16 protein-coding genes and 1 pseudogene are annotated in these 23,628 nt (G+C 67.4%); 7 read left to right on the top strand and 10 right to left on the bottom strand.

Going from position 1 to position 23,628, the window contains the following annotated elements; genetic code table 11:
• Nucleotides 1-38 precede the first annotated feature (38 nt).
• The 5 genes from TS85_RS23650 to TS85_RS23630 form a co-directional block, all read right to left on the bottom strand.
• Nucleotides 39-2,522 (bottom strand): TonB-dependent receptor domain-containing protein, encoded by a 2,484-nt coding sequence (locus TS85_RS23650; RefSeq protein ID WP_044335547.1) that lies wholly within the window; start codon nucleotides 2,520-2,522, stop codon nucleotides 39-41.
• A 244-nt stretch (nucleotides 2,523-2,766) separates the two neighbouring features.
• Complete coding sequence (mprF, locus tag TS85_RS23645; RefSeq protein ID WP_044336933.1) at nucleotides 2,767-5,295, bottom strand: bifunctional lysylphosphatidylglycerol flippase/synthetase MprF; 2,529 nt, start codon at nucleotides 5,293-5,295, stop codon at nucleotides 2,767-2,769.
• Nucleotides 5,296-5,330: 35 nt separating this feature from the next.
• The gene (locus tag TS85_RS23640) at nucleotides 5,331-5,738 is read right to left on the bottom strand and encodes a DUF2147 domain-containing protein (protein WP_044335545.1); all 408 of its coding nucleotides are present in this window, start codon (nucleotides 5,736-5,738) and stop codon (nucleotides 5,331-5,333) included.
• Nucleotides 5,738-6,505 carry an AcvB/VirJ family lysyl-phosphatidylglycerol hydrolase gene (locus TS85_RS23635; RefSeq protein ID WP_077228773.1) on the bottom strand — a complete coding sequence of 256 codons (768 nt, stop codon included), beginning with the start codon at nucleotides 6,503-6,505 and terminating at the stop codon, nucleotides 5,738-5,740. The genes TS85_RS23640 and TS85_RS23635 overlap by 1 nt, the downstream gene beginning before the upstream one ends.
• 52 nt (nucleotides 6,506-6,557) lie before the next feature.
• Nucleotides 6,558-9,881: a glycosyltransferase gene (locus tag TS85_RS23630; protein WP_044335544.1), complete on the bottom strand. Its 3,324-nt coding sequence runs from the start codon at nucleotides 9,879-9,881 to the stop codon at nucleotides 6,558-6,560.
• Nucleotides 9,882-10,138: 257 nt separating this feature from the next.
• Here TS85_RS23630 and TS85_RS23625 point away from each other — a divergent pair, with 257 nt between their 5' ends.
• The 3 genes from TS85_RS23625 to TS85_RS23615 all read left to right on the top strand — a co-directional run bounded on the left by TS85_RS23625 (nucleotide 10,139) and on the right by TS85_RS23615 (nucleotide 14,312).
• Nucleotides 10,139-10,897, top strand: a complete 759-nt coding sequence (locus tag TS85_RS23625; RefSeq protein WP_044336929.1) for an SDR family oxidoreductase — start codon at nucleotides 10,139-10,141, stop codon at nucleotides 10,895-10,897.
• Complete coding sequence (locus tag TS85_RS23620; RefSeq protein WP_044335542.1) at nucleotides 10,894-12,024, top strand: glycoside hydrolase family 130 protein; 1,131 nt, start codon at nucleotides 10,894-10,896, stop codon at nucleotides 12,022-12,024. The genes TS85_RS23625 and TS85_RS23620 overlap by 4 nt, the downstream gene beginning before the upstream one ends.
• Nucleotides 12,025-12,089: 65 nt before the next feature.
• Nucleotides 12,090-14,312, top strand: coding sequence for a hypothetical protein (locus tag TS85_RS23615; RefSeq protein ID WP_044335540.1), 2,223 nt, complete (start codon nucleotides 12,090-12,092; stop codon nucleotides 14,310-14,312).
• A 62-nt stretch (nucleotides 14,313-14,374) separates the two neighbouring features.
• Here TS85_RS23615 and TS85_RS23610 read toward each other — a convergent pair.
• From TS85_RS23610 to TS85_RS23595, 4 genes and pseudogenes are all read right to left on the bottom strand, one after another.
• Nucleotides 14,375-15,241 (bottom strand): annotated as a pseudogene (locus tag TS85_RS23610) (manganese catalase family protein).
• 237 nt (nucleotides 15,242-15,478) lie between these two features.
• Entirely contained in the window at nucleotides 15,479-16,114 is a 636-nt protein-coding gene (locus TS85_RS23605; RefSeq protein ID WP_044335538.1) for a pyridoxamine 5'-phosphate oxidase family protein, read from the bottom strand.
• A gap of 64 nt (nucleotides 16,115-16,178) precedes the next feature.
• Complete coding sequence (locus tag TS85_RS23600; protein ID WP_044335536.1) at nucleotides 16,179-16,859, bottom strand: isochorismatase family protein; 681 nt, start codon at nucleotides 16,857-16,859, stop codon at nucleotides 16,179-16,181.
• Nucleotides 16,860-16,949: 90 nt separating this feature from the next.
• Complete coding sequence (locus TS85_RS23595) at nucleotides 16,950-17,873, bottom strand: alpha/beta fold hydrolase (protein ID WP_227698602.1); 924 nt, start codon at nucleotides 17,871-17,873, stop codon at nucleotides 16,950-16,952.
• A 235-nt stretch (nucleotides 17,874-18,108) separates the two neighbouring features.
• Between TS85_RS23595 and TS85_RS23590 the strand changes: the two genes are divergently transcribed.
• Nucleotides 18,109-18,747, top strand: coding sequence for a response regulator (locus TS85_RS23590; RefSeq protein ID WP_044335533.1), 639 nt, complete (start codon nucleotides 18,109-18,111; stop codon nucleotides 18,745-18,747).
• A 13-nt stretch (nucleotides 18,748-18,760) separates the two neighbouring features.
• Here the strand turns inward: TS85_RS23590 and TS85_RS23585 are convergent, their stop codons facing one another.
• Nucleotides 18,761-19,141 (bottom strand): winged helix-turn-helix domain-containing protein, encoded by a 381-nt coding sequence (locus TS85_RS23585; RefSeq protein WP_044335532.1) that lies wholly within the window; start codon nucleotides 19,139-19,141, stop codon nucleotides 18,761-18,763.
• Nucleotides 19,142-19,379: 238 nt separating this feature from the next.
• On the opposite strand from TS85_RS23585, the gene TS85_RS23580 reads away from it, so the two are divergent.
• Genes TS85_RS23580 through dinB form a run of 3 tightly spaced genes read left to right on the top strand, consistent with a single transcriptional unit; the run spans nucleotide 19,380 to nucleotide 23,617 of the window.
• A complete protein-coding gene (locus tag TS85_RS23580) occupies nucleotides 19,380-20,867 on the top strand; it encodes an ATPase domain-containing protein (protein ID WP_044335531.1) in 1,488 nt (495 codons plus the stop codon).
• The gene (locus TS85_RS23575) at nucleotides 20,864-22,525 is read left to right on the top strand and encodes a response regulator (RefSeq protein WP_044335530.1); all 1,662 of its coding nucleotides are present in this window, start codon (nucleotides 20,864-20,866) and stop codon (nucleotides 22,523-22,525) included. The genes TS85_RS23580 and TS85_RS23575 overlap by 4 nt, the downstream gene beginning before the upstream one ends.
• Nucleotides 22,526-22,540: 15 nt before the next feature.
• A complete protein-coding gene (dinB, locus tag TS85_RS23570) occupies nucleotides 22,541-23,617 on the top strand; it encodes a DNA polymerase IV (protein WP_044335529.1) in 1,077 nt (358 codons plus the stop codon).
• Nucleotides 23,618-23,628 lie beyond the last annotated feature (11 nt).

The raw sequence follows: 23,628 nt of genomic DNA, 5'->3' as shown, positions 1-23,628 counted from the left end.
CAGCCGGGGCGGCGTTGCCCCGGCTGCCCGAACTGGGGTCAGAACGAAAAGCGCAGTGCGCTGGAAATGGTGCGGCCATTGACCGACCGCCCCCAGCCGATCCCGCTGGCGGGAACCGACGCCTGGGTGACTTCGAAAAAGCCGACCTGGTCGAACAGGTTGTTGACGTTGACCATCAACTGCACGCGCTCGACCGGCCTGATCTGCAGGAAGGTGTTCACCACGGTATAGCCGGGCATCTTGAGCAGGTTGGTGTCCTGCGCATAGCTGCTGGTGTTACCCACCACGTTGAAGCCGACCGTGAAGTGCCTGGTCTCGAACTCGGGCGTCGCCTGGAAGATGAACTTCGGCTGATGCCGCGGCGTGTTGCCGTTCACTGCGCTGACCAGATAATCCTTGACCAGCTCGGCATGGGTATAGGTCGTGCCCGCCGTCAGGCGGAACGGCCCGCGCCGGAAGCTGCCTTCCAGTTCCACGCCATAGGCGCGGTAATCGCGCAGCACCTGAAGCCCCGTGCCGCCCTGGACATTGTGGTCGGTCGTGTCGGCGAGAAAGCCCGTGACATTGAGGTTCACGCCCGACTTGCGGAACTTCACTCCGATTTCGGTCTGCTTGACGGTGTCATAGCCGTCGCTCGAAACGGGCATGCTGCCGTCGGCGGGGCTTACTGCCGAGGTGAACAGGATCTTGTCGGCGCTGGCGCGCGCGCCGCGGCTGTAGCGCGCCCATACCGCGAGCGGCTCGGCGATGCGGAAGTTGATACCGGTCGAATAGCTGAGATAGTTATAGTCGTAATGGACCGGCGCGGGGCGCGTCAGCGGGAGGATCGCGGTCTTGCCCTCGGCGATCGAGATCTTGCCGTCATTGTTGAAGTCGTACGACGTAAGCCCGATCCGACCGCCGCCCAGTTCCGACCCGAAAACCTGGCCACGCACCTTGCCCATGTCGTAGCGGACGCTGGCGCCGATCGCGATCTTGCCGATATGATAGTTCACCGAACCATAAGGCGCAGTAATGTCGTAATCGACGTCGAACTTGCGACGATAGGTTCCCGGAGTGACGTTCAGGTCATAGGCGACGAACCCGTCCTGGGTCACCGGCGTGCCCGCCGCATTGGTGACGTCGATCAGCGTCGAGTTCCCGTCGCCGGAAAAACTCTGGAGGACGTTGGTGTACAGCCAGTCGGTGTTGATCGTCTGCAGCGCCTTGTAGACGCCGCCGGTGACCGTGAGATTGCCCCGACCGACCTTCCACGACCGATTGGCGCGCAGATCGTTCGTGAAATTGTTGAGCGAATGCACCTTGACCTCGGGCATCAGCATGTTGCCGACCAGGCCGTTGCCGTTGAGCGTTGCGGGATTGGTGATCCGCTGCCCGGCGTTCGGCCCGCTGGCGTAGCTGAGCGTGGCCCCGGCCCCGCCGATCGCAGTGGCCATCGCGCTGGCGGTATCGATCGAAAAGGGCTGGTCGCGCAGCGTGCTGCCCGAAATGTCCGAATAGCGCGCGCGGTTGCTGATCGACCACCCGGCGACTTCGAACTGGGCTTCCAGTCCGACCGACTTGACCATCGCATGCAGACCGCTGCTGATCGGGTCATGATAGGGCTGGTTGGCGCCATCGAGCGTGGTCAGGCCCGGATTGTAGCGCGACAGCGTCGAATCCTTGCCGATGTCGAAATTGGGGAAGCTGGAGAATACCGGCTTGTCGTTGGTGCCGGTGATCTTGACGGGCACCGGCATATATTGCGGCGAGCGATCGTCGAGATATTTGCCATAGACGCGGATGAAGCCGTTGGCGAACTGCTTGGTCACGTTGAACTTGATCTGGCCGCCCCGATAGGCGTCGAACCCGGTCGCACGCGGCCCCTCGCCGACGCGGTAGAAGCCGCCAAAGTGGAAGCGCACGGTGTCGCTGAGCTTGGCGCCATAATCGAAGTCCAGCCGGTGCTCGCCATAATCGAGCCCGGTGCTCACCTGCACCGCGCCGCCTTCGACGTCGCCGGTCTTCGAAATCAGATTGATGACCCCGCCGGGCGAGTTCGACGCAAAGGTCGACGCCGATCCGCCGCGGATCGCCTCTACAGCGGAGAGATTGAAGTCGGCGCGGATGAAGATATCCGACGCCACGTTGAAGATGTCGCCGAATTCGAGCACGGGCAGGCCGTCTTCCTCGAGCTGCATGTACTTCGAGCCGCCCGACGCCAGCGGCAGGCCGCGGATCGTGTAGTTGGAATTGCCTTCGCCGGTCGAGGACTCGGTGCGGATGCCCGGGATGTTGCGCAGGATTTCGGCAAGCGAGCGCGCGCCCAGCGTCTGGATGTCGTCCCCCTTCAGCGCGCTGGTCGACGTCGCGCTGTCCAGCCGGTCGCGACCCTTGGCGACGCCGGTCGAAAAGACCTCCTTCTCGGCCACATCCCGTTTGGCGGGGGCGGCATCCCCCGTCGGAGACGGGTCGGCATTCTGCGCAAAGGCCGGCGTGGTAATCGCCAGGACGGCTGCGCTGACGAGGAGGCACGTCTTCATTGAGTTTCCCGCTTTCCGATAATCGAATTCGATCGGCGGGACGTGACTGCTCTCCTCCCCGGGGCCGATACCCTCGGCCGAAGAGCAGGACTCCCGCGCTCCCTCTCTTTTTAGAGGGAGCGGCGGACAGAGTCGGATTTCGGGCGTTTTTTCCGCAGCCCGGGGGCCACCATCGCGAGCGAAACGCGCCCGGGCAGCGAAACTACGGCGCTGTTCGCTCGCGCGCGAGGGACGGGCGCGCTGCTCACCCCCCGACGAGGTGGACCAGATCGAGCAGCGCGCGCGGCACCGAGATGCCGGGCGACATCCCGACATAGCGGGGAACCCAGGTCGGCGAGAACTTGCTCTTGAACGCGCGCAGCCCCGAAAAGCCGTACAGCCGCTCGCCATGGCCATAGACCGCCGCGCCCAGCCGCGCCCAGATCGGCGCGAGCGGGCCGCCATGCAGCCCCGACAGCGGCGCCATGCCGAGGTTGAAGCGCGCAAAGCCGCGCTCGGCGCCATGCTGGAACAGCCGGACGAACAGCAGGTCCATCGCGCCATAGGGCGTATCGGGGAGGTGCCGCATCAGATCGACCGAGATTTCGGCGCGATTGGGCGTCTCCCAGATATTGGCGAAGGCCACGATCTCCCCGCCAAGCCGCAGCACCGCGCAATCGAAGCGCGCGAGATAGTCGATATCGAACCGCCCCAGGCTGAATCCCTTTTCGGGCCCGACCTTCCCCGCGAGCCAGGCATCGGACACGCGCCGCAACGCATCGCCGTGCGCGCGGACCTCGCTCGCCGGGATCACCTCGAACACCAGCCCGCCTGCAATCGCCTTGTTGGTCGAATGGCGCAGCGATTTATACGCGCTGCCCGCCAGCGTGAAGCCGCCCGACAGGTCGACCAGCGCCTCCTCGCCATATTTCATCGGCTGGAGTCCCAGTTCGACGAGCAGCGGCAGCATCTCCGCACTCACCTGGAACAGGCACAGCCGTCCGCGCGCGGCATCGCAGCGGCGACGCATCTCCCAGATCAGGTCGGGCCATGCCGCCGCCGGCCCCACCGGATCGCCCATCGTCACCCAGGTCCGCCCCTGGACGCGGTACATCAGGAAGGCGTCCCCCGCCGCAGAGGCCAGAAAGCTCTTGTCGCCGGTATAGGCCAGCATCGCATCGGCACGATCGGTCGCCGCGAACGCGGCCTGTGCGACCGCGGCGGGAAGCTCCGACGATTGCGCGACCGCCGCCGGCGCCGCCATGATCCGCCAGAACGCCCAGCCCGCGACCAGCATCGTCGCGCCCAGCGTCGCGCGCAGGAAGCGGGGGGCGTTGCCGTGCCAGGCGAAATCCCACCACATCTCGTCCGAATAGGGAATGTGCTTATAGGCGAAGAGCCCCGCCCAGGCGCTGAGCGCGAGCGCGATCAGCGCCGCCGCCCACCACCAGCGCGCGATCGGCGCGGCGCCGATCCCGGCGCTGCGATAAAAGCCCCGGCGGCTATATTGCAGCAGCGCGGCGACGCCGAGGAGAACGAACGCTTCCTCATAGTCGATGCCCTTGAGCATCGAGAACAAAGCGCCCGCGAGCAGCAGCAGCCGTGCCGCCTGGAACCCGCTCTGGAGCCGCGCCTGCACCGCCGGCGCGATCAGCAGCAGCGCGGTGCCGACCAGGCTGGCGCCGAAATGCGACGCCTCGACCGAGGGGAGCGGCACGAGGTCGCGCAGCGACGTCATGCGATCGTGGAGCCCGGGCAGCGCGCCCGACACCAGCAGCGTCAGCCCGCCCGCGAACACCAGCAGCGCGAGCAGCGGCGGCGCCAGCGCCTGCCCGACGCGATCGACTGCGCCGAGCCCGGCGAGCAGCGGGCGCCGCAGCCTGTGCCCCTCCACCCCCGCCAGCACTGCGCCCGCCACGGCCAGCGGAAGCAGGTAATAGATCAGCCGGTACAGCAGCAGCGCGGCGAACAGATCGGGCCGCCCCAACGGCACCAGCGCCAGCATCACCGCCTCGATCACCCCCAGCCCGCCGGGGACATGCGTCACCAGCCCGGCGAAGATCGCGATGACATAGGCGAGGAAGAACAGCCCGAACAGCGCGACCGGCGCGCCGGGCACCAGCACATAGAGCGCGGTCGAGGCGCAGAGCAGGTCGACTGCCGAAATCCCGATCTGGAGCGCCAGCAGCCGGACGGGGGGCACCGGGATGCTGGTGCCGCCGACGCGGATCTCGGCAAAGCCGCGGCTGCGCAGCCATAGCAGCACCGCAACCCCCGCCGCCAGCCCCAGCCCGAGCAGCCGCTGCGCCCCCGCTCCGAACGCGAACGGCCCGAGCACGAAATCGGTGTGCGCCGACAGCAGCGCGACGGCGCTGACGGCGATGATCCCGCCCCAGAAGGTGGCCGAGGCGATCACCGTGATCCGCGCCACATCGGCGAAATCCAGCCCCGCCGCGCCGTACGCCCGCAACCGCGCCGATCCGCCGGTGAGCAGCGCAAACCCCAGATTGTTGCTGAGCGCATAGCTGGTGAACGACGCCAGCGCCGCGGTGCGCCACGGCAGGCGGTGCCCGATCGTGCGCACCGCCAGCCAGTCGTAAAAGGTCAGCGCAAAATAGCTCGCGGCGGTGAGCAGCGCGGCGAGCACCAGCCGCTCCGGGCCGACTGCCGCGATGGCGTGGCGGATGTCGTGGTAATGGACCTCGGCGAGGATGCCGCGCATCGCCGCGAACGCCAGCACGCCGACCGCGAGCACTGCGACGATCATCAGCGGCCGCAGCAACCGGCGCCGCATCGCGCTGCGCCGGGCCCGTGCCGCCCCGCCTGCGCTCAGACTCGCGTCCAGTCCTGCGACTTGCATATCAGCCCCCCCAGAATGCAGCCCGAAATACGTAGCAGATTCGGCGACACCTGCACGATTCGCGAGGTGAAGCTGCGCCCCATATCGGGGACGAACACCGTGCCCGACCAGCGCGCGTCGCCGGTCTTGCGATAGTCGCGCAGCAATTCGATGCCGATCAGCCGATCGATCCCGGCGTCGCGCGCATCCTGCTCCGCCTGGGGCGAAGCGGCGACGATCGCGCCGCACAGATCGGCACCGCACAGCGCGGTCCGCACTTCGATGCTGTGCTTCGGATTGGCCCAGGTGCCGAAGACGGGGTCGGGCGGTGCGACCGGCCCCTGCGCTGCGGCGGGGGTGGCGGCGAGCAGCAGCGCCAGCGCGGCAAGCCGGCGCATCAGCGGCTCCCCATCGGCGAAAGCGTGGTGCCGAGCGAGCGCAGGATCGTCTGGACGAGCAGCGCATGGTCGCTGCGCAGGAAATGCCCGCCCGCCAGCGTGATCCGCCGGACATTGGGCAGCGTCAGCGCGGGGCACAGGCTGTCGGTCTCGGTCGCGCCGCGGATGCAGGTGAGCGGCAGCCAGCCGAGCAAGGGCGCTTCGGCGGCGGTCGCATCGGGGGCGCCGCGATAGGCGAGGCCCGAGGGATCGGCGCGGAAATAGGCATTCTGCCCCGGCACGACGAGCACCGCAGCGGCAACCTTGCCGCGCAGATCCTGCGGCAGATGCGCCAGCCCGACGCGGACGATGTCGGCGCCGAACGACTGGCCGAGCACGACGATGCGCTTGGCCCCCGTCCGTTGCAGCGTCTGGCGGATCGCATCGGCGACGATCGCGTCGGTCTGAGCGCGGCTGTGATGCGTCGCGAATGCCGTCGACGACGAGATGCCGAGCACCGGCACCCCCGACTTGGCCAGCCCATCGGCGACATAGCGGCCCATGCCGAAGCGCAGCCCCATGTCGCCCGAGAAATAGACCGCCGCCACGTCGCTGCGCGCACGATCCGCCGCGAACAGGCGGATCGGATCGCGATCGAAGAAGCCGGCAGCGGCATAGAGGCCGAGCAGCAGCGCGACGACCAGGAGCACGGCGGCGGCGATGCGCCCGCGCCAGCTGCGGGGCAGCCAGCGGCGGTGCGGGCGGGGGAAGGGAGAGGAGAGCGTCATGGGTCCCGATTGCCAGGGTGCGAATGTCAGCGTGGTGGCGCGCGGATGAAACCTATGTCATCTTTTGCGCGCCGGGCGCCGGCTGGGCATCGACGCTGCCGGTCCGTTCCAGCTTGCCCCAGCCGACCCACATCCCCGCAAAGGCCGAGGCGATGGCGCGCAGCACCACCCAGTACATCAGCTGGCGATAGACGAAGCGCTGCGCGACCAGCAGCAGCGCCGGATAGCGCAGCTTGCGGCTGTTGAGCCGATACGCCGTCCAGCCGCAGCCAATGTCGATCGCCGTGAACGCAACCCAATAGACCGCCATGGTTAGCACGTCGGTCTGGGTCTGCGCCCAGCCATGCTGCCACACCTTGATCGCGGTGGAGGCGAGCGCTGCGACGAGCGCGAGGTCGATCAGCGGCGACAGCGCGGCGAACGCGATCTGGAACAGCCATGCCTGGGGCAGCCCGATCCAGGCGAGGCCGGGGGCAGTGCGATCACGCCCGATGCCGCGATGCTTCCACAGGCATTGCAGCGTCCCGAACGCCCAGCGATAGCGCTGCTTCGCCAGCGCGCGGAAGGTCTCGGGCGCCTCGGTCCAGGCGACCGCATCGGGATCATAGCTGACGCGCCAGCCGCGCCGCTGGATCGCGATGGTCAGGTCCTGGTCCTCGGCCAGCGTATCCTCGGGGTAGCCGCCCACCGCATCGAGCGCGGCGCGGCGCCATGCCCCGACCGCGCCGGGGACGACGGTGATCGCCCCGAACCCGGCCAGCGCGCGCCGCTCCAGATTCTGTGCGGTGATATATTCGATCGCCTGCCAGCGGGTGACGAGGTTGACTCGGTTGCCGACCTGCGCATTGCCCGCCACCGCGCCCAGCCGCGGATCGACGAACCAGCGCGCGAGGCGGGCGATCGTCTCGGGCTCGAACTGGGTATCGGCATCCAGCGCGATGATAACCTCGCCCGTCGCGATCGCCAGCGCGCGGTTGAGCGCCCGCGCCTTGCCGCCATTCTCCAGCGTCAGCAACGTGACGCGCGGATCGCTGCCGAACGCCGCGGTCACGATCGCGCTGGTTTCGTCCTTCGATCCGTCGTCGACGACGATGACCTCGATCGCGGGATAGGCGCTTTCGAGGACGCGGCGGACCGAGGATTCGATCACCTTCGCTTCGTTGTACGCAGGCACGATCACGGTCACGCTGGGGGTGCATTCGGGCGGGCTGCGGTCCTCGTTGCGGCGCTGGCGTATCGCGAGCGCGGCGAGCGTCACGGCGCGCGCGATGCCCAGCGCGATCGCGATGAAGAACGCCCATTTGAGCGCCCAGGCCAGCCCGGCGAGCGCGACGAAGATCGCGACATCGGCGCGCACCGCGAGCAGGTCGCTCCCCGTGATCCACGGCATCACCGCAGTGGGAGTCAGCCCCGCGAGCGTCGAGACCGGCACGAAGCGATAGCCGCGCGCGCGAAGCTCGCTGATGATCCGGGGCAGCGCCGCGACGGTCTCCGCACGGTCGCCGCCGCCGTCGTGGAGCAGGATGATGTTGCCCGATCGATCGGCATTGCCCGCGACGACCTGATCCACCGTGCGCTGGACGATCGCGTCGACGCCGGGGCGGGTCCAGTCACCCGGATCGACGTGGAGCCCGATCACCGTATAGCCGAGAGTCTGCGCCGTCAGCGCGGGCCCGATTTCGTCGGCGGTGGTCGGTTCGGCATCGCCGAAATAGGGCGCGCGGAACAGCCGCATCCCGCGCCCGGTATAGGCCTCCACCAGCCGCTGCGTCGCGTTCAGCTCCAGCGTAGTCGTGCCGGCGGATTCGAGCGCGAGATTGGGATGGGTATAGCTGTGGTTGCCGATCTGGTGCCCCTCCGCCACGATCCGGCGGAGCAGCAACGGCTCCTGCAGCGCATTCTCGCCGATGACGAAGAAGGTCGCGGGGACCTGCGCCTGCTTCAGCACGTCGAGGATCTTGGGCGTCCATTCGGGATCGGGCCCGTCGTCGAAGGTCAGCGCCACCTGCCCCGGCACCGCCCCCGTCCGCTGGACGACATAGGGCGTCGGCAGCCGGACATAGCGCTCGTCGCGGATCATCCCCGCGGCATCGAAATCGAGCTGGCGCTCGCCATTGCCGGGCGAGGCGGCGATCCGCAATATCTCGCCATTGCCCTCGACATCGACCGAGGTCGCGGGGCGCAGCGTCGTCAGATCGGGGCGCTTGCCGGTGCGAAAGGCGTCGAGCGCGGGCCAGACCCCGGCATCCTCGGTCCCCAGCCGCCACAAGGCGACGCTCCCCACCCCCAGCGCGCGCGCGGCGCGGAGCTGGTTCCAGGTCGCCGCCGCGTCGAGCATCCAGATGTCGTGATGGACGCCCTTCTCCTCATAGGCGAAGGCGGTATTGCCGCTGGCGCGGTCGAATTCGGGCGTCGCGGCGCTGTCGTGCGCGGCGAGCCATGCGTCCTCGATCGCCAGCGCGTCGGCATGGCCCTCGTGCCAGTCATAGGCATAGCTGCCCAGCGCGACGATCAGCTTGTCCGCGCCGACCTGGCGCACGCTCTGGCGCAACTGGTCGACGAACCAGGGCTGGGGCGCGATCGGGCCGGGCTCGCCGCCCTGCCAATGCTGGTCATAGTCCATCAGGATCAGCCGATCGGCGACCTGGGCAAAGCGCTGGAGCTGCCACGCCGGATCGCCCGCGGGCACGGTGACCGCCAGCGTCTTGCCCGAAGGCAGCAGCGCATTGACGCGCCGGAGCAGCGCCAGATAACCGCCGAGCGAAGCATCGGGCAGGCTTTCGAAATCGAACACCAGCCCGGCATCGTGCCGCTGGGCGACCAGCCCGGCGAGCGTGCGCGCCAGCGCCTCGCGCGCCGGTGCGCTGGCAAGCAGCCGCGCCGCGCCCGCCGAATCCCACGCCGAATCGGACAGGTTCTGGACCATCGGCAGCACCCCCGGCGCGCGGCGGGCGCCCGCGATGATCTGGTCGAAACGGGGATCGTGCTGGACATGGACGGCGTGGTCGGGGCCCGCCACGGTGACGAGCGCGGGCACCACCCAGTCGAGCGCGCCGACATGCTGGCGCAGCGACGCTGCGCTGGTCTCGTCCCACGGCACGTAGAAGCCGATCGTCCGCGCGGGTGCGGGCCGGTGGCGGATGAACGCGGGCAGCCAGCTGCCGCGATTGGCCGCGGCATTGCCCGGAGTCGTCCGCAGCGCCGCCGGATGCGCCTCGCTGAACCGCATCGGCAAGTCGCTTCCGCGCGGAACGTCGAGCAGCGTCGCGAGGAATATCCCCGCCACCACCACCAGCGCCACGACCAGCGACCAGAACCCCAGCCGGACCCAGCTACGCCGGCGGCCGGTGGCATCGAAAAAGACCGGATTGACCATCACTGCCTCGAACAACGCGGCCTCGGGACACGCTTTCTGCGCTCCCACCCCCACCGCGCTTTCAGGCGGAAGGAGTCCTCTGTCGGCCGTGGCCGGGACCTAACCGAAGCGATTCGTTTCGGCATGTGAATTATCGTTCATGCCCCCGTCATGCGTGCGGACCGTCGGTCGTCGAACGAGGAAACCTCCTTGCATTCCCGGTGTTTAAGGACAGCGCGCAGGCGACCCGCCTGGATGCGAAAACGGCAGGGAAAATCATGACCGAACGCTCCGACGCCCATACCGACCAGCCCACGCTTTCGGGCAGGCGCGCGCTCATCACCGGCGGGACGACCGGGATCGGCCGCGCGATCGCGGTGCTGCTGGCGAGCGAAGGCGTCGACGTCTTCGTCTGCGGGCGCACGCCCGAGCATCTCGACGACGCGCTCGCGCGCATCCGCGCGGTCGGCAAGGGCGACGGCGTCGCGATCGACCTCGGCGAGCCCGCCGCCGTGACGCGCTTCTTCGACGCAGGCCGGGCCAATTTCGGCGATGCCGACATCGTCGTGGTCAATGCGGCGGTCCCCGCCAGCGGCCTGTCCGACATGAGCGAAGACGAACTCCGCTATGCGATCGCGGTCGATTTCACCGCCTATCTGCTCACCGCGCATGCGGCCCAGCAGCTGCTGCGCGACAAGGGCGACATCGTCCTGATCGGATCGATGAGCGCGCACATCCTGGGGCCGGGATCGACCGTCTATGCCGGGATGAAGGCGGGGATCGCAGGCTTTGCCGAGGCGCTGCGCAAGGAAATCAGCCCCAAGGGGATCAAGGTCTCGCTGGTCGAGCCGGGCAAGACCGGCGCCGATTTCCAATATCCCGACATCCCCGAGGACAAGCAGCGCGAGATGATCAACGCGGAGACGATGCTCCGCGCCGAGGATATCGCCGTGGGCGTCCACTATCTGCTCACCCAGCCGCGCCGAGCCGTGATCCAGCAGCTCACCATCGTCCCGCGCGCGCAGGATTCCGAATGAACTATCCGGTCGACCGGCTGGTCCTCGTCCCCGACGACATCGATTTGTCCCGCTCGCCGCTGGCGGGGCATTTCGATGCGGAGACTTATGTGCTGGGCGCGTTCAATCCGGGGCTGACGCGGCTGGCGAGCGGCAATCTGCTGATGATGGTGCGCATCGCCGAGGCGCTGCGCCATCCGGTGCGCGACGGCAACGTCCATTCGATCCGCTGGGAGGCGCGCGAGGATGGCACGGGCCGCTATGTCCTCGACGCCTGGCCGCTCGATTTCGCCGACACCGCCGATCCGCGCAAATTCATGCTGCGCGGCGGCGGGTGGAAGATCATGGCGCTGACGTCGCTCTCGTGGCTGCTCCCCGTCGAGCTGACCCCGGACGGGCTGGAGGTCGTTGCGATCCATTATGATCGCGCAGTGGCGCCGCAGGATAGCCTGCAATGCTATGGCGTCGAGGATGCGCGGATCAGCAAGGTCGGCGACCGCTATCTGATGACGACCTGTTCGGTCAGCCCGGAGCGGCACTCGACGACGCTCTACAGTTCGCCCGACGGGCTCGACTGGACGTTCGAGGACGTCGTGCTCGATCACCAGAACAAGGACATGCTGATCTTCGAGGGGCTGATCGACGGCCAGTATTGGGCGCAGACGCGGCCGCTCGGCGACCTGTATTTCGCCTATCCACCGGGCAGCGAATGGCGCGCGGGGCCGTCGATCAACCTCGCGCTGTCGCCCGACGGCCATTTCTGGAAACCCTATCGCAAGCCCGGCATCCGCCCGCATGCGGGGACGGTGGCTACCGCGCGGATGGGCGGCGGCACCCCGCCGATCCTGACCGACACGGGCTGGCTCAGCCTGTGGCACGGCGTCGAGCCGAAGGAGATCGTCGGCATCTATCGCACCTATTGGTCGCTGCTCGACCGCGACGACCCGAGCATCGTGCTGGCCACCGATCACGCGCCTTTGCTGGAGGCGAACCCCGCGCTGACCCAGCCGATCGAGCACCAGATGTATATCCATGACGTGGTGTTCACCACCGGCATCGCCGATGGCGGCGACCATTATGTCGTGGCGTCGGGCGAAGCCGATCTGGCGTGCCGCATCACCCATATCCCGAAGACCGCGTTCGCCTGACCCAGCCGCGGAACCGCAGCGAATAGAGTCAGTTACGGCACTGCTGCACATGGGGACGGTGAGACATGAGCGCCGCATTGTACGTTGAACATCGCGAAATGACGGGCATCAGCCCGCACGCGCTTTCCCTGCGCGCCGAACTCGTCGGCAAGACGATGGTCCAGCATGCGAGCTTCGCGCTCGGCGAGCTGAGCGGCGAACTATGCGAGGGCCGCGATTCGCTCTGGGCGATCCTGCGGCATCCCGGCCGCGGCGGGCTCGCGCTGCGGCTGGCGTTCGCGCCGGGCGGGATCGATCGGGTGACGAAGCACCGCCGCAAACCGGGCGAGGCGCTGCGCCTGTCGGTGCGCAGCGCGATCGGCACGCATCTCGTCGTGCTGCGCGCCGAGGGGCTGGACCTGCACCGGCTGCGCGCGACGGTGACGCTGACGCCCTCGGCGCCGCTGCTGCTCCCCTATCTGCCGCGCGACCTCTATCCGCTCGACGCCAAGGACGACCCCATCGGCGCGGCCGGCACCGTCGAGGCGGGGCAACGCGGCGTCAACAGCGGGCTGGTCTATTTCCACATCGATGCGCCCCGGCTGGGCAGCGTGCTGTATTTCCAGAACCTGACCGCGATGAACGACTATTATCGCGCCACCGGCACCAGACCCGATGGCGCGGTGGGCGGCGACTGGCCCGAACTCGGCTATCTGCCGCCGACGAAGAACGGCACCGCGCCCGCCGATCCGCTCCCCGCGGGCACGCCCGTCACCGTGTCCGACGCCCTATTGGTGTTTCGCGAAGCGCCCGCGAATGACGAGGTCGACTCCGCGCGCCGCTTTCTCCAGATGCTGGGGGTGGTCTACACCGCGCTCGACCTGCCCGACGTGACCTTCCGCGACTGGATCGACCGAACCGAACGCACGCTCGCCGACCTGAGCGAGGCGCCCGAGGCGACGATCCGGCATTACGGGCATCGCTACGCCCATCCCTATACCGCCAGCGAATATCCCGATTCGATGGTGCAGATGGCGCTGATCGCCCCGATGCACGATTATGCGCAGTGGAGCGGCACCGACATCCCGCTGCTCGGCGAGTTCGAAGCGGGGCTGGAGAAATTCTACGATCCCAAGCTCGGCACCGTCCGCCGCTACCTGCCCAATGTCGGCGCGGACAAGGATGCCGACGCAGTCGACAGCTGGTATCTCTATCACCCGCTGATGAACCTCGGGCGGCTGGCGATCGCCGGGAACGAGACGGCGCGCAGCCTGTTCGAACGGTCGATCGATTTCGGGATCAAGGCCGCGCACCATTTCGATTATAAATGGCCGATCCAGTACAAGGTCACCGATTTCTCGGTCATCACTGCCGTCGCGGGCGCCGACGACAATGGCCAGACCGATGTCGGCGGCCTCTATGCCTGGGTGATGCTCCAGGCCTATGAACTCACGCGCGACGAGCGTTTCCTGCACGAGGCGCAGGCGGCGATCGATGCCGCAGCCGGGATGCGGTTCAACCTGAATTATCAGGCGAACCTCACCGCATGGGGCGCGGCGGCGTGCATGCGGCTGTGGCGGATCACCAATGTCGAGCGCTACCGGCTGCAAAGCTATGTCTATCTGGCGAGCTTCTTCCACAACAGCGCGATCTGGGAATCGCAGATCGGGCATGCCGCGCATTATCCCAATTTCCTGGGCGTCACCTGCCTCCAGGACGCGCCGTACATGGCGATCTATGAGTGTTTCGACAGCTTCGCGGCGTTCGAATGCTATCTGCGCGACAGCGGCCCCGAGCTTGAGCCCGCCGCCCGGATGCTGATCAGCGAATATTGCAAATATGCGCTCGACCGCGCCTGGTTCTATTATCCCGACGCGCTGCCGAAGGACGCACTGGCCGAGGACATCCGCAACGGCCATATCGATCGCGCGCTCTCCTTCCCGCTCGAGGATCTCTATGTCGACGGCCAGCCCGCCGGGCAGGTCGGGCAGGAAATCTATGGCGCCGGCGCCGCGCTGGTCTTTGCGACGCGCAGCTTCCACCGGGTCGACGACGCGCCGTTCCGGCTGTTCTGCGACCATTTCATCCTGGCGCAGGAGCGCACCGGCGAACACGCGCTGAGCCTTCATCTCGACGGCGGCGAGACCTGCACGGCGACGCTGGTGGTGGTGCGCAGCGGACGCGCGAAGCTGCCCCGGCTCACCGTCAGGACCGTCGGCGGCGACAGCGTCCGCGCGCATCGCCGCGCCGCCGACCGCCACGAATTCCGCGTCCCTGCAAGCGGGCGCGTGATCCTCGCCTGGGAATAAAGCCGCACGGCAAAAGGCGGGACGCCCCGAAAGGGCGCCCCGCCTGTCCTGCGCCGCGTGCCTTAGTCGAGCGTCTCGACCTGCTTGGTCTTGCCCGCACCGGGGCCCGCGCCGAGATCGGAGCCCGTGGTCGGGTCCTTGCTCGTGTCGGACTGGCCGCGCAGCATCAGCTGCCCGAGCGCCGCTTCGTCGTCGCTGCCCAGCACCACGCTTGCGGTGCCGTCGCCGTCGTCGATCGGCATGACCTCTTCGAGGTCATCGATCCGCTGCCATTGATCGCCCGAATTCCACGGGCCGGTCGCGTCGCCTTCGCCCTGCGACGTGTTGACATAGACATTGGCATATTGCTCGATCCCCGGCAGCTTGCCCGGCGGGAAGTTGTTCTCGATCGAATAAAGCGCCTTTTCGAACGATTTCTGGTGCGCCACCTCGCGCGTCATCAGGAAGCCGAGCGCTTCCTTGATGCCCGGATCGGTCGTGATGTTGATCAGCCGCTCATACACGATCTTCGCGCGCGATTCGGCGGCGATGTTCGAACGCAGGTCGACCGTCGGCTCGGAGCGCGTATCGACATAGGCCGCGGTCCAGGGGACGCCGGCGGAATCGATCAGCGCGGGGCCGCCGCCGAACAACAGCGATTCCTTCGCGCTGGTGCCCGTCTGGCCGACCATCGCGAACAATTCGGCCTCTTCCTGCTACGCCTCGGAAAGCTGGGCCTTGGCGCCCTTGTTGAGCATCGCGACGATCGAACCGATCACTTCGAGATGGCTCAGTTCCTCGGTGGCGATGTCGAGCAGCATATCCTTGCGGCCGGCATCTTCCTCGCCAAGCCCTTGCGTGAAATAGCGCATCGCCGCGGCAAGCTCGCCATCGGCCCCGCCGAACTGCTCGAGCAGCATGCAGGCGAGACGCGGATTGGGTTCGGACACCCGTACAGTATATTGCAGACGCTTGTTATGCATGAACATTGCAGCTACCTCCTGTGCGACCAATAAATCCAGCGGCGGCGTCGGAAGTTGCGAATAGGTCTTTCGAAAAGATATTTTGAATATTATCATAGGTTAGCGCCTAGCGCCACGTGATGCTTTCCGAGGATCGTTCTGGCGAAACAATGACTTCGCACCGCGGCGGTAATCGACTGAAGCGATCATCGATTTTAACGTCGATCAACTTCCCGGCGTGACCTGCCCCGCGAGCTGGCGTCGCAATGCGGCATTCTCCTGCTCCAGTTTGGCGACGCGATCGTGGAGCGGCTGGACCGCGGCGGCGACTTCGCGCTCGCTGAAGCGTGGAACGATGTGCTGCGGGCAGTTCCAGTCGAACGCCGCCAGCCGCAGCCGGAAGATCCGCTCGGCCTTCGCGCCATAGGCCGCGTCGGTCACGCGCTCGGTCAGCGCCGGATCGGCGTCGAGCGTCAGCTTTTCGACATGGCCATAGATTTTCAGCCGCGCCCGGCGGGGATAGTCGACGAGGATCAGGCACGCCCGGTCGTTCGCGGCGAAATTGCCGGTGCTGATATATTGGCGGTTCCCGCGATAATCGACGAACGCGAGCGTCGTCGCATCGAGCATCCTGAGGAACCCCGGCGGCCCGCCGCGATGCTGGACATAGGGCCATCCGGTCTCGGACACCGATGCGATATAGAAGCTGTCGCGCTGGGCGAGGAACGCCGCCTCATTCTCGGTGAAGCGATCGAACTCGCGATGCCCCTTGAACCCGGCCCAGAGATGGTCCGCGTCCATTTCCGCCTGTGCCGCAAGCACGCTCGGCGTCAGCGCGATATCCATGAAGCGATATGCCATTGCGCCATTCCCCTGCCTGATCGCGCCCCGTCTAGCATCCCGTCGTCAGCGAGTGCGACTATGCTCAGACGGAATCCCGTGCGGCCTGCTGCGCGCGGAGATAGCTTTCGATCACCGCCGCGTAATTGGGCGCGGCCAGCGCATAGAGCCCGGCCAGTTCGGCCGCTTCGGGCCGCGCCCAGCTGCGGTGGAGTTCGGAGAGCAGCGCGTTGGTCGAAATCGGCTTGACCCCGCCCTGCACGAAGCGCGCGAGCGAGATCCGCGACGCCATCTCGCTCGGATCGCCCGAGGCGTCGAGCACGGCATAGACCTCATACCCCGCCGCGCGCGCGTCGAGCGCCGGGAACATCACGCACACACTGGTCCACACCCCTGCCATCACCAGCGTCCGGCGCCCGGTCGATCGCACCGCCGCGACGAAATCGTCATTGTCCCAGGCATTCACTTCGCCCTTGCGCGGGACATAGACGGCGTGGGGCGCATGGAGGTGGATTTCGGGCATCAGCGGCCCGTTGGTGCCCGCAGGCTCCGACGCCGTAGTGATCACCGGGATCTTGAGCAGCGTCGCCAGCTTCGCGATCATCTCGACGTTGCGGCGCAGGTCGGCGACGGCAATGTCCTTCACGGTCTGGAACAGCCCGGACTGGTGATCGAGCAACAGGATCAGCGTATCGGACGGGTCCATCAACATGGCGCCGCCGCCGCTGGGGAGGATGCTGGTCTTCGCGTGGGTAGGAGAGTCCATGTTGCATGTCCTGTCATTCGCCGGCACGCATGTGCGGCGGCGGGAAATGGGCCCGGGCGACGAACGCCCGGGCTGCGGCGGCGCCGCGGGCTAGCTGGCGACTTCGCGGTCGAGAAAGTCGCGGATCAGCGGCGCCATCACGTCCAGCTTGTCCTCCAGCGCGAAATGGCCGGTATCGAGGATATGGACCTCGGCTTCGGGAAGGTCGCGCAGATAGGGGTGGGCGCCGGCTTCGGGGAAGATCTTGTCGTTCTTGCCCCACACGATCAGCGTCGGTGGCCGGTAGGTGCGGAAGAACGCCTGGAAGTCCGGATAGAGCGGCACATTGGTCCCATAATCATGCAGCATGTCGAGCTGGATGTCCTGGTTGCCCGGGCGATCGAGCAGCGCCTGATCGATGATCCAATTGTCCGGGCTGATCCGCGACACATCGCTGACGCCGTCGGTATACTGGAATATCGTCATCTCCAGCGTGACCAGCCGGGCCAGCGCGGCCCTCCGCTCGGGGGTGTTCTCCGCCCAATAGGCCTTGATCGGGTCCCAGAAATCCAGCAGCCCTTCGACATAGGCATTGCCGTTCTGGACGATCAGCGCGCTCACCCGCTCGGGATGCCGGATCGCGAGCCGGTATCCGATGGGCGCGCCGTAATCCATGACGTACATCGCATAACGCCGCGCGCCGATCCGGCTCAGCAGCGCCTCGACGATCTCGGTCACATGCGCGAAGCTGTAGCGGAACGTCGCGGCAGCGGGCGCGTCGCTATTGCCATAACCGGGATAATCGGGCGCGATCACGCGATAGCCATCGGCGAGCAGCGGGATCAGGTTGCGGAACATGTGCGACGAGGTGGGAAAGCCGTGCAGAAGCAGCACCACCGGGCCATCGGACGGCCCCGCCTCGCGATAGAATATCTTCACGCCGTCGATGATCTCGAAACGATGAAAGATCGTCACGGGCTGATGCGCGATCGAAGACTCGATCGGCGCTAAAAGCTCTACATTCTGGTTGGACATGTCTTGCTCCATTCCATTGGCACGTCGGGGGACTCGACAGCGTCGGTGTACGCCAGCTCGACGCTGCCTTCCGGTCAGCTTCGGTAAGAGACGGTCAAAAGGCGGTGCGGTAAATTGCGGTAAAAGGCGCCTGATCGCCCGCCAGCCGATCGCCGTGCCGACATTGTGGCTGGCATAGGCGGAAGGATCGTGGGAAGTTCGGCACGGAACGGCGGGGCGGACTTGCGAGGGACGGATGGCGGAGGATAGCGAGCGCACGCCGATCCGCGTGCTGACCGTCGACGACCATGCCATGGTCCGCGACGGCGTGACCGCGCTGCTGGCGCGGCAGCCCGATATGGAGGCGGTCGGGGAAGCCGCCGACGGCAAAGAGGCGATCGCCCAGTTCCGCGCGCTGGCGCCCGACATCACGCTGATGGACATTCAGATGCCGGGGATGGACGGAGTCGACGCGATCCGCGCGATCCGCGGCTTTGCCCCGGAGGCGAGGATATTGGTCCTCACCACCTATCCCGGCGATGCCCAGGCGGTCCGCGCGATCCGCGCGGGCGCCGCCGGCTATCTGCTCAAGAACTGCATCCGCAAGGAATTGCTCGACGCGATCCGCGCCATCCATGCGGGCCGCCGCGCGATGAGCCCCGACATCAGCCATTCGCTGGCCGAACATGCGCTCGACGAGCATCTGACCGAGCGCGAGCTGGCGATCCTGCGCATGGTCGCCGAAGGCCATCCCAACAAGCAGATCGCGTGGCACCTCGAACTCTCGCCCGACACGATCAAGGCGCATCTGAAGAACATCTTCGCCAAGCTCGGCGTCGACGACCGCACCCATGCGGTCACGGTCGCGACGCGGCGCGGCTTCTTCGATCGCTGATCCTCGCCGCGCATCAGCACCGCACATCGGCGATGAAGCGATAGCCGCGCCCGGTCACCGTGGCGATATAGCGCGGCGCCTCCACCGCTTCGTCCAGCACCCGGCGCAGGCTGGCGATGTTGACCTTCAAATTGCCCTCCCCGACAAAGGTTTCGGGCCAGGCGCGGGCCAGCAGCTCGCGCTTGCTGACGATCTCGCCCGGTCGTTCGACCAGCGCGGTGAGCAGATCGAAGGCGCGCCCGCCGATCCGCGCCGGCACGCCCTGGTTGAGCAGCAACTGCCGTCCCGGCTTCAGGACGAAGGGCCCGAACGCGAAGCTGCGCTCGATCGGACGAGCGGGCTGGACCGGGTACAGGGACGGCGGCACTGGAACCGCCACGGCAGTAAACATCATGGTACGACCTCCCGACCGCATCGCCGCGCTTACCGATCTGAAGGCGGGCCCATATCTGCGTCGCCCCGGCAAGTAGCGCCTCGCGCAAGGCGGGGCATCCAACGCCCGGGTATGGCGGCGCACCCTTTTGGGTAACGCGCGCACCCGCACGGTTCCGAAACGATTTGTCACCCGCGCGACGGCGATGCCGGATCGCATTGCCCCACGCTGCGTTGGGACGTTTCGATGGAGGCACGACGTGGTCAAGAGTGACGGTAAGGCAGATTTCGGCGTTCCGGGGCTCGATGATATCACCTCGGGCGGGCTTTCAAACGGGCGCCTGTTCCTGCTCGAGGGTAGCCCGGGCACGGGCAAGACCACGCTGGCGACTCAGTTCCTGATGGCCGGTGCCGCCGCGGGCGAGCGCGCCTTGTACATCACCCTCTCTGAGACCGAAGACGAGCTGCGCGCGGGCGCGGCGTCGCATGGCTGGTCGCTCGACGATATCGAGCTGTTCGAGCTTGTCCCGCCCGAGAGCCTGCTCGACGAGGACCAGCAGCAAAGCCTGCTCTATTCGTCCGACCTCGAACTCGGCGAGACGACCAAGCGCATTTTCGAAGCGTTCGAAAAGGTGCGGCCCGAGCGCGTCGTGCTCGACAGCCTTTCCGAAATCCGTCTGCTCGCCCAGTCTTCGCTGCGCTATCGCCGCCAGATCCTCGCGCTCAAACATTATTTCGCGCGCAGCGGCGCGACCGTCCTGATGCTCGACGACCTGTCGAGCGAGGCGAACGACCGGACGATGCACAGCGTCGCGCACGGCGTCATCCGCCTCGAAGAGCTGTCGCCCGAATATGGCCCCGAACGGCGCCGGCTGCGCGTGATCAAATATCGCGGCCAGCGCTATCGCGGCGGCTTCCACGATTTCGTGCTCGATACCGGCGGGCTGCGCGTCTTTCCGCGGCTGGTCTCGGCGGAGCATAAGCGCAATTTCGTGCGCGAACCGCTGCCCAGCGGATCGCGGGCGCTGGACGCATTGCTCGGCGGCGGCGTGGAGCGCGGGTCGAGCGTCCTCGTGCTCGGCCCGGCGGGCACCGGCAAGTCGCTGCTCACGCTCAGCTTCATCGCCGCCGCAGTCGAACGCGGCGAGGCCGCGGCGATGTTCGTGTTCGACGAGGAACTGGGGCTGTTGTTCCAGCGCGCACTGGGCATCGGGCTCGATCTCCAGGCGATGGTCGATACCGGGCTGCTCCAGATCGAGCAGGTCGATGCCGCCGAACTCAGCCCCGGCGAGCTGTCGACGCGCGTGCGCCACTGCGTCGAGGCCAATGGCGCGCGGACCGTCGTGATCGACAGCCTCAATGGCTATCAGGCGGCAATGCCCGAGGAAAACGCACTCGTGCTCCACATGCACGAGCTGCTGCAATATCTGAATCGCCAGGGCGTCTCGACTTTCCTGACGGTCGCGCAGCACGGGCTGGTCGGCGACATGAAGTCGCCGGTCGACGTCACCTATCTGGCCGATACGGTGGTCCTGCTGCGCTATTTCGAGGCGCTGGGCCGCGTCCGCCGCGCGATTTCGGTCATCAAGAAGCGCACCGGCGCGCATGAGGACACGATCCGCGAATATCGCATCGGCAAGGACGGCGTCGTGGTCGGCGATCCGGTGATGGGTTTTCAGGGCGTGCTGCGCGGCGTGCCGACGCTGATGACCGAAAGCCAGAGCCTGTTGGAAGCGACCGAAGATTGATCCCGCATCTTTCCGAACGTGCTGTCGTCCTGGCGCCCCAGGGGCGCGACGCGGCGGTCGCCTGCGCGATGCTGCAGGAGGCGCGGCTGCATTGCACGATCGCCGCCGACCTGGAGGCGCTGACGAAGCATGTCGATCAGGGCGCCGGTTTCGCGCTCGCGACCGAGGAGGCGCTGACCGGGCCGGGGCTGGCGACGCTGCAACGCTGGATCAAGGACCAGCCCGAATGGTCCGACTTCCCCTTCATCCTGCTCACCCGCCGCGGCGGCGGGCTGGAACGCAATCCGGCGGCGGGGCGCTATCTCGACCTGCTCGGCAACGTCACCTTCCTGGAGCGCCCCTTCCACCCGACGACCCTGGTCAGCATCGCGCGCTCGGCACTGCGCGGGCGCCGGCGGCAATATGAGGCGCGCGCCCGGCTGGAGGATTTGCACCAGCTCGCCGCCGGGCTCGAGCGCCGCGTCGAGGAGCGCACCGCCGAACATGCGCTGGCGGTCGCGCAGTTGCACGAGGCGCAGAAGCTGGAGACGCTGGGCCAGCTCACCGGCGGCGTGGCGCATGACTTCAACAATCTGCTGACCCCGATCACCGGCGCGCTGGACCTGCTCCAGAACAAATATGCGAGCATCGATCCGCGATCGGGGCGGCTGATCGCGAACGCGCTGCTCGCCGCGGATCGCGCCAAGACGCTGGTGCAGCGGCTGCTCGGCTTTGCGCGGCGCCAGACGCTGGAGACGCGCGCGCTCGACCTCGCGCTGCTGCTGGAGGGGATGCGCGATCTCATCGCCTCGTCGGTCGGGCCGACGGTCGAGGTGCGGCTGGACGCCCCGCCTTCGCTCCCCCCCGCGCTCGGCGACCCCAACCAGCTCGAGCTGGCGATCCTGAACCTGTGCGTCAACGCGCGCGACGCGATGCCCGAGGGCGGCATGATGACGATCGCAGTCGATCCCGTCGCGCCGGAACAGGTGCCCGATGTCGCGCCGTGTCCGGGGGACTATGTGCGGCTCTCGGTCATCGACGCGGGCACCGGCATGGATGCCGAGACGCTCGCCCGCGCGGTCGAGCCCTTTTACTCGACCAAGGAAGTCGGTCGCGGCACCGGGCTGGGGCTCTCGATGGTGCACGGGCTCGCCGCGCAGCTTGGCGGCGCGTTTGTCCTGTCGAGCGAGCTGGGCGCGGGGACGCGCGCCGAGCTGTATCTGCGCGTCGCCGATACTGCCGCCGACGGGGTGACCGACACCGCCGAACCGCGGCTGATCGCCCCGGGACACGCGCTGTCGATCCTGCTGGTCGATGACGAGCAGATCGTCCGCATCGGCACCGCCGAGATGATTCGCGACCTCGGCCATCACGTCACCGAGGCGGGCTCGGGTGCCGAGGCGCTGGCGCTGCTCGCCTCCGGGCTCGACGTCGACGTGGTGATCACCGACTATAAGATGCCGCGGATGGACGGCGCCGAACTCGCGCAGCGGCTGCGCGCCGACTATCCCGACATCGCCGTGCTGCTGATCACCGGCTATACCGGGTCGACCGAAGACACGTTGCATCTGCCGCGGCTGGCCAAGCCGTTCGGGCAGGCGGGCATCGCCAATGCGCTGGCGGCGCTCGTCCGGCCGGGCGCCGAGCCGACGGAAACTGTTCCCTCTTCGTTCGCTTGACGCTATAGCGGCGCCATGGGCGCGTATCCGGTCCGAAAGATCATCCATGTCGACATGGACGCGTTCTTCGCGTCGGTGGAGCAGCGCGACGACCCCACGCTGCGCGGCAGGCCGGTGGCGGTCGGGCACGGCGCCGCGCGCGGCGTGGTCGCGGCGGCCAGCTATGAGGCGCGGACGTTCGGGGTGAAGTCCGCCCTCCCCTCGGTCACCGCGCTGCGCCGCTGCCCCGAACTCGTGTTCGTCCCCCCGCGCTTCGACGTGTACCGCGCGGTGTCGCGGCAGATCCACGCGATCTTCGCCGAATATACCCAGCGCATCCAGCCGCTGTCGCTCGACGAAGCCTATCTCGACGTCACCGAAAACCTGCGCGGCCTCCCCACCGCCTGGGCGACCGCGAAGCAGATCCGCGCGCGCATCCTCGAGGAGACCGGGCTGACCGCCTCGGCGGGGATTTCGTACAATAAATTCCTCGCAAAGCTCGCCTCGGACCACCGCAAGCCCAATGGCCAGTTCGCGGTGACGCCGGAGATGGGCCCCGCCTGGGTCGAGACGCTGCCGGTATCGCGCTTCCACGGCGTCGGCCCGGTAACCGCGCGCAAGATGGAGCAGCTCGGCATCCGCACCGGCGCCGACCTGCGCGCCAAGCCGTTCGCCTTCCTGCGCGAGCATTTCGGCAGTTCGGCGGGCTGGTATCACGCCATCGCCCGCGGCGAGGACGACCGCCCGGTCGAGCCCGACCGCGTCCGCAAATCCTCGGGCTCGGAGACGACCTTCCGCCACGACCATAGCGATGCCGAGCCGATCGAGGCAGGCGTGCTGGAGATGGCCGGCGACGTATGGGCCTGGTGCGAAAAGGCGCAGGCGTTCGGGCGCACCGTCACGGTGAAGGTGAAGTACGCCGACTTCCAGCAAATCACCCGCAGCCGCAGCCACCCCGCCCCGGTCGACCGCTGGGAAACCCTCCGCGACACCGCGCTGCTGCTGATCCGCTCGGTCCTCCCGACCGCAAAGGGCATCCGGCTGGTCGGGGTGACGGTGTCAAACTTCGAGGCGAGGGAGGAAGAGGATGCGGGGGCGACGCTGTTCGGGTAAAAAAAGCCCGC

It is taken from the genome of Sphingomonas hengshuiensis, assembly GCF_000935025.1.
Classification (GTDB): domain Bacteria; phylum Pseudomonadota; class Alphaproteobacteria; order Sphingomonadales; family Sphingomonadaceae; genus Sphingomonas; species Sphingomonas hengshuiensis.
The sequence above is the reverse complement of the archived record's forward strand: the minus strand, read 5'-3'. Positions and strand labels throughout refer to the sequence as shown.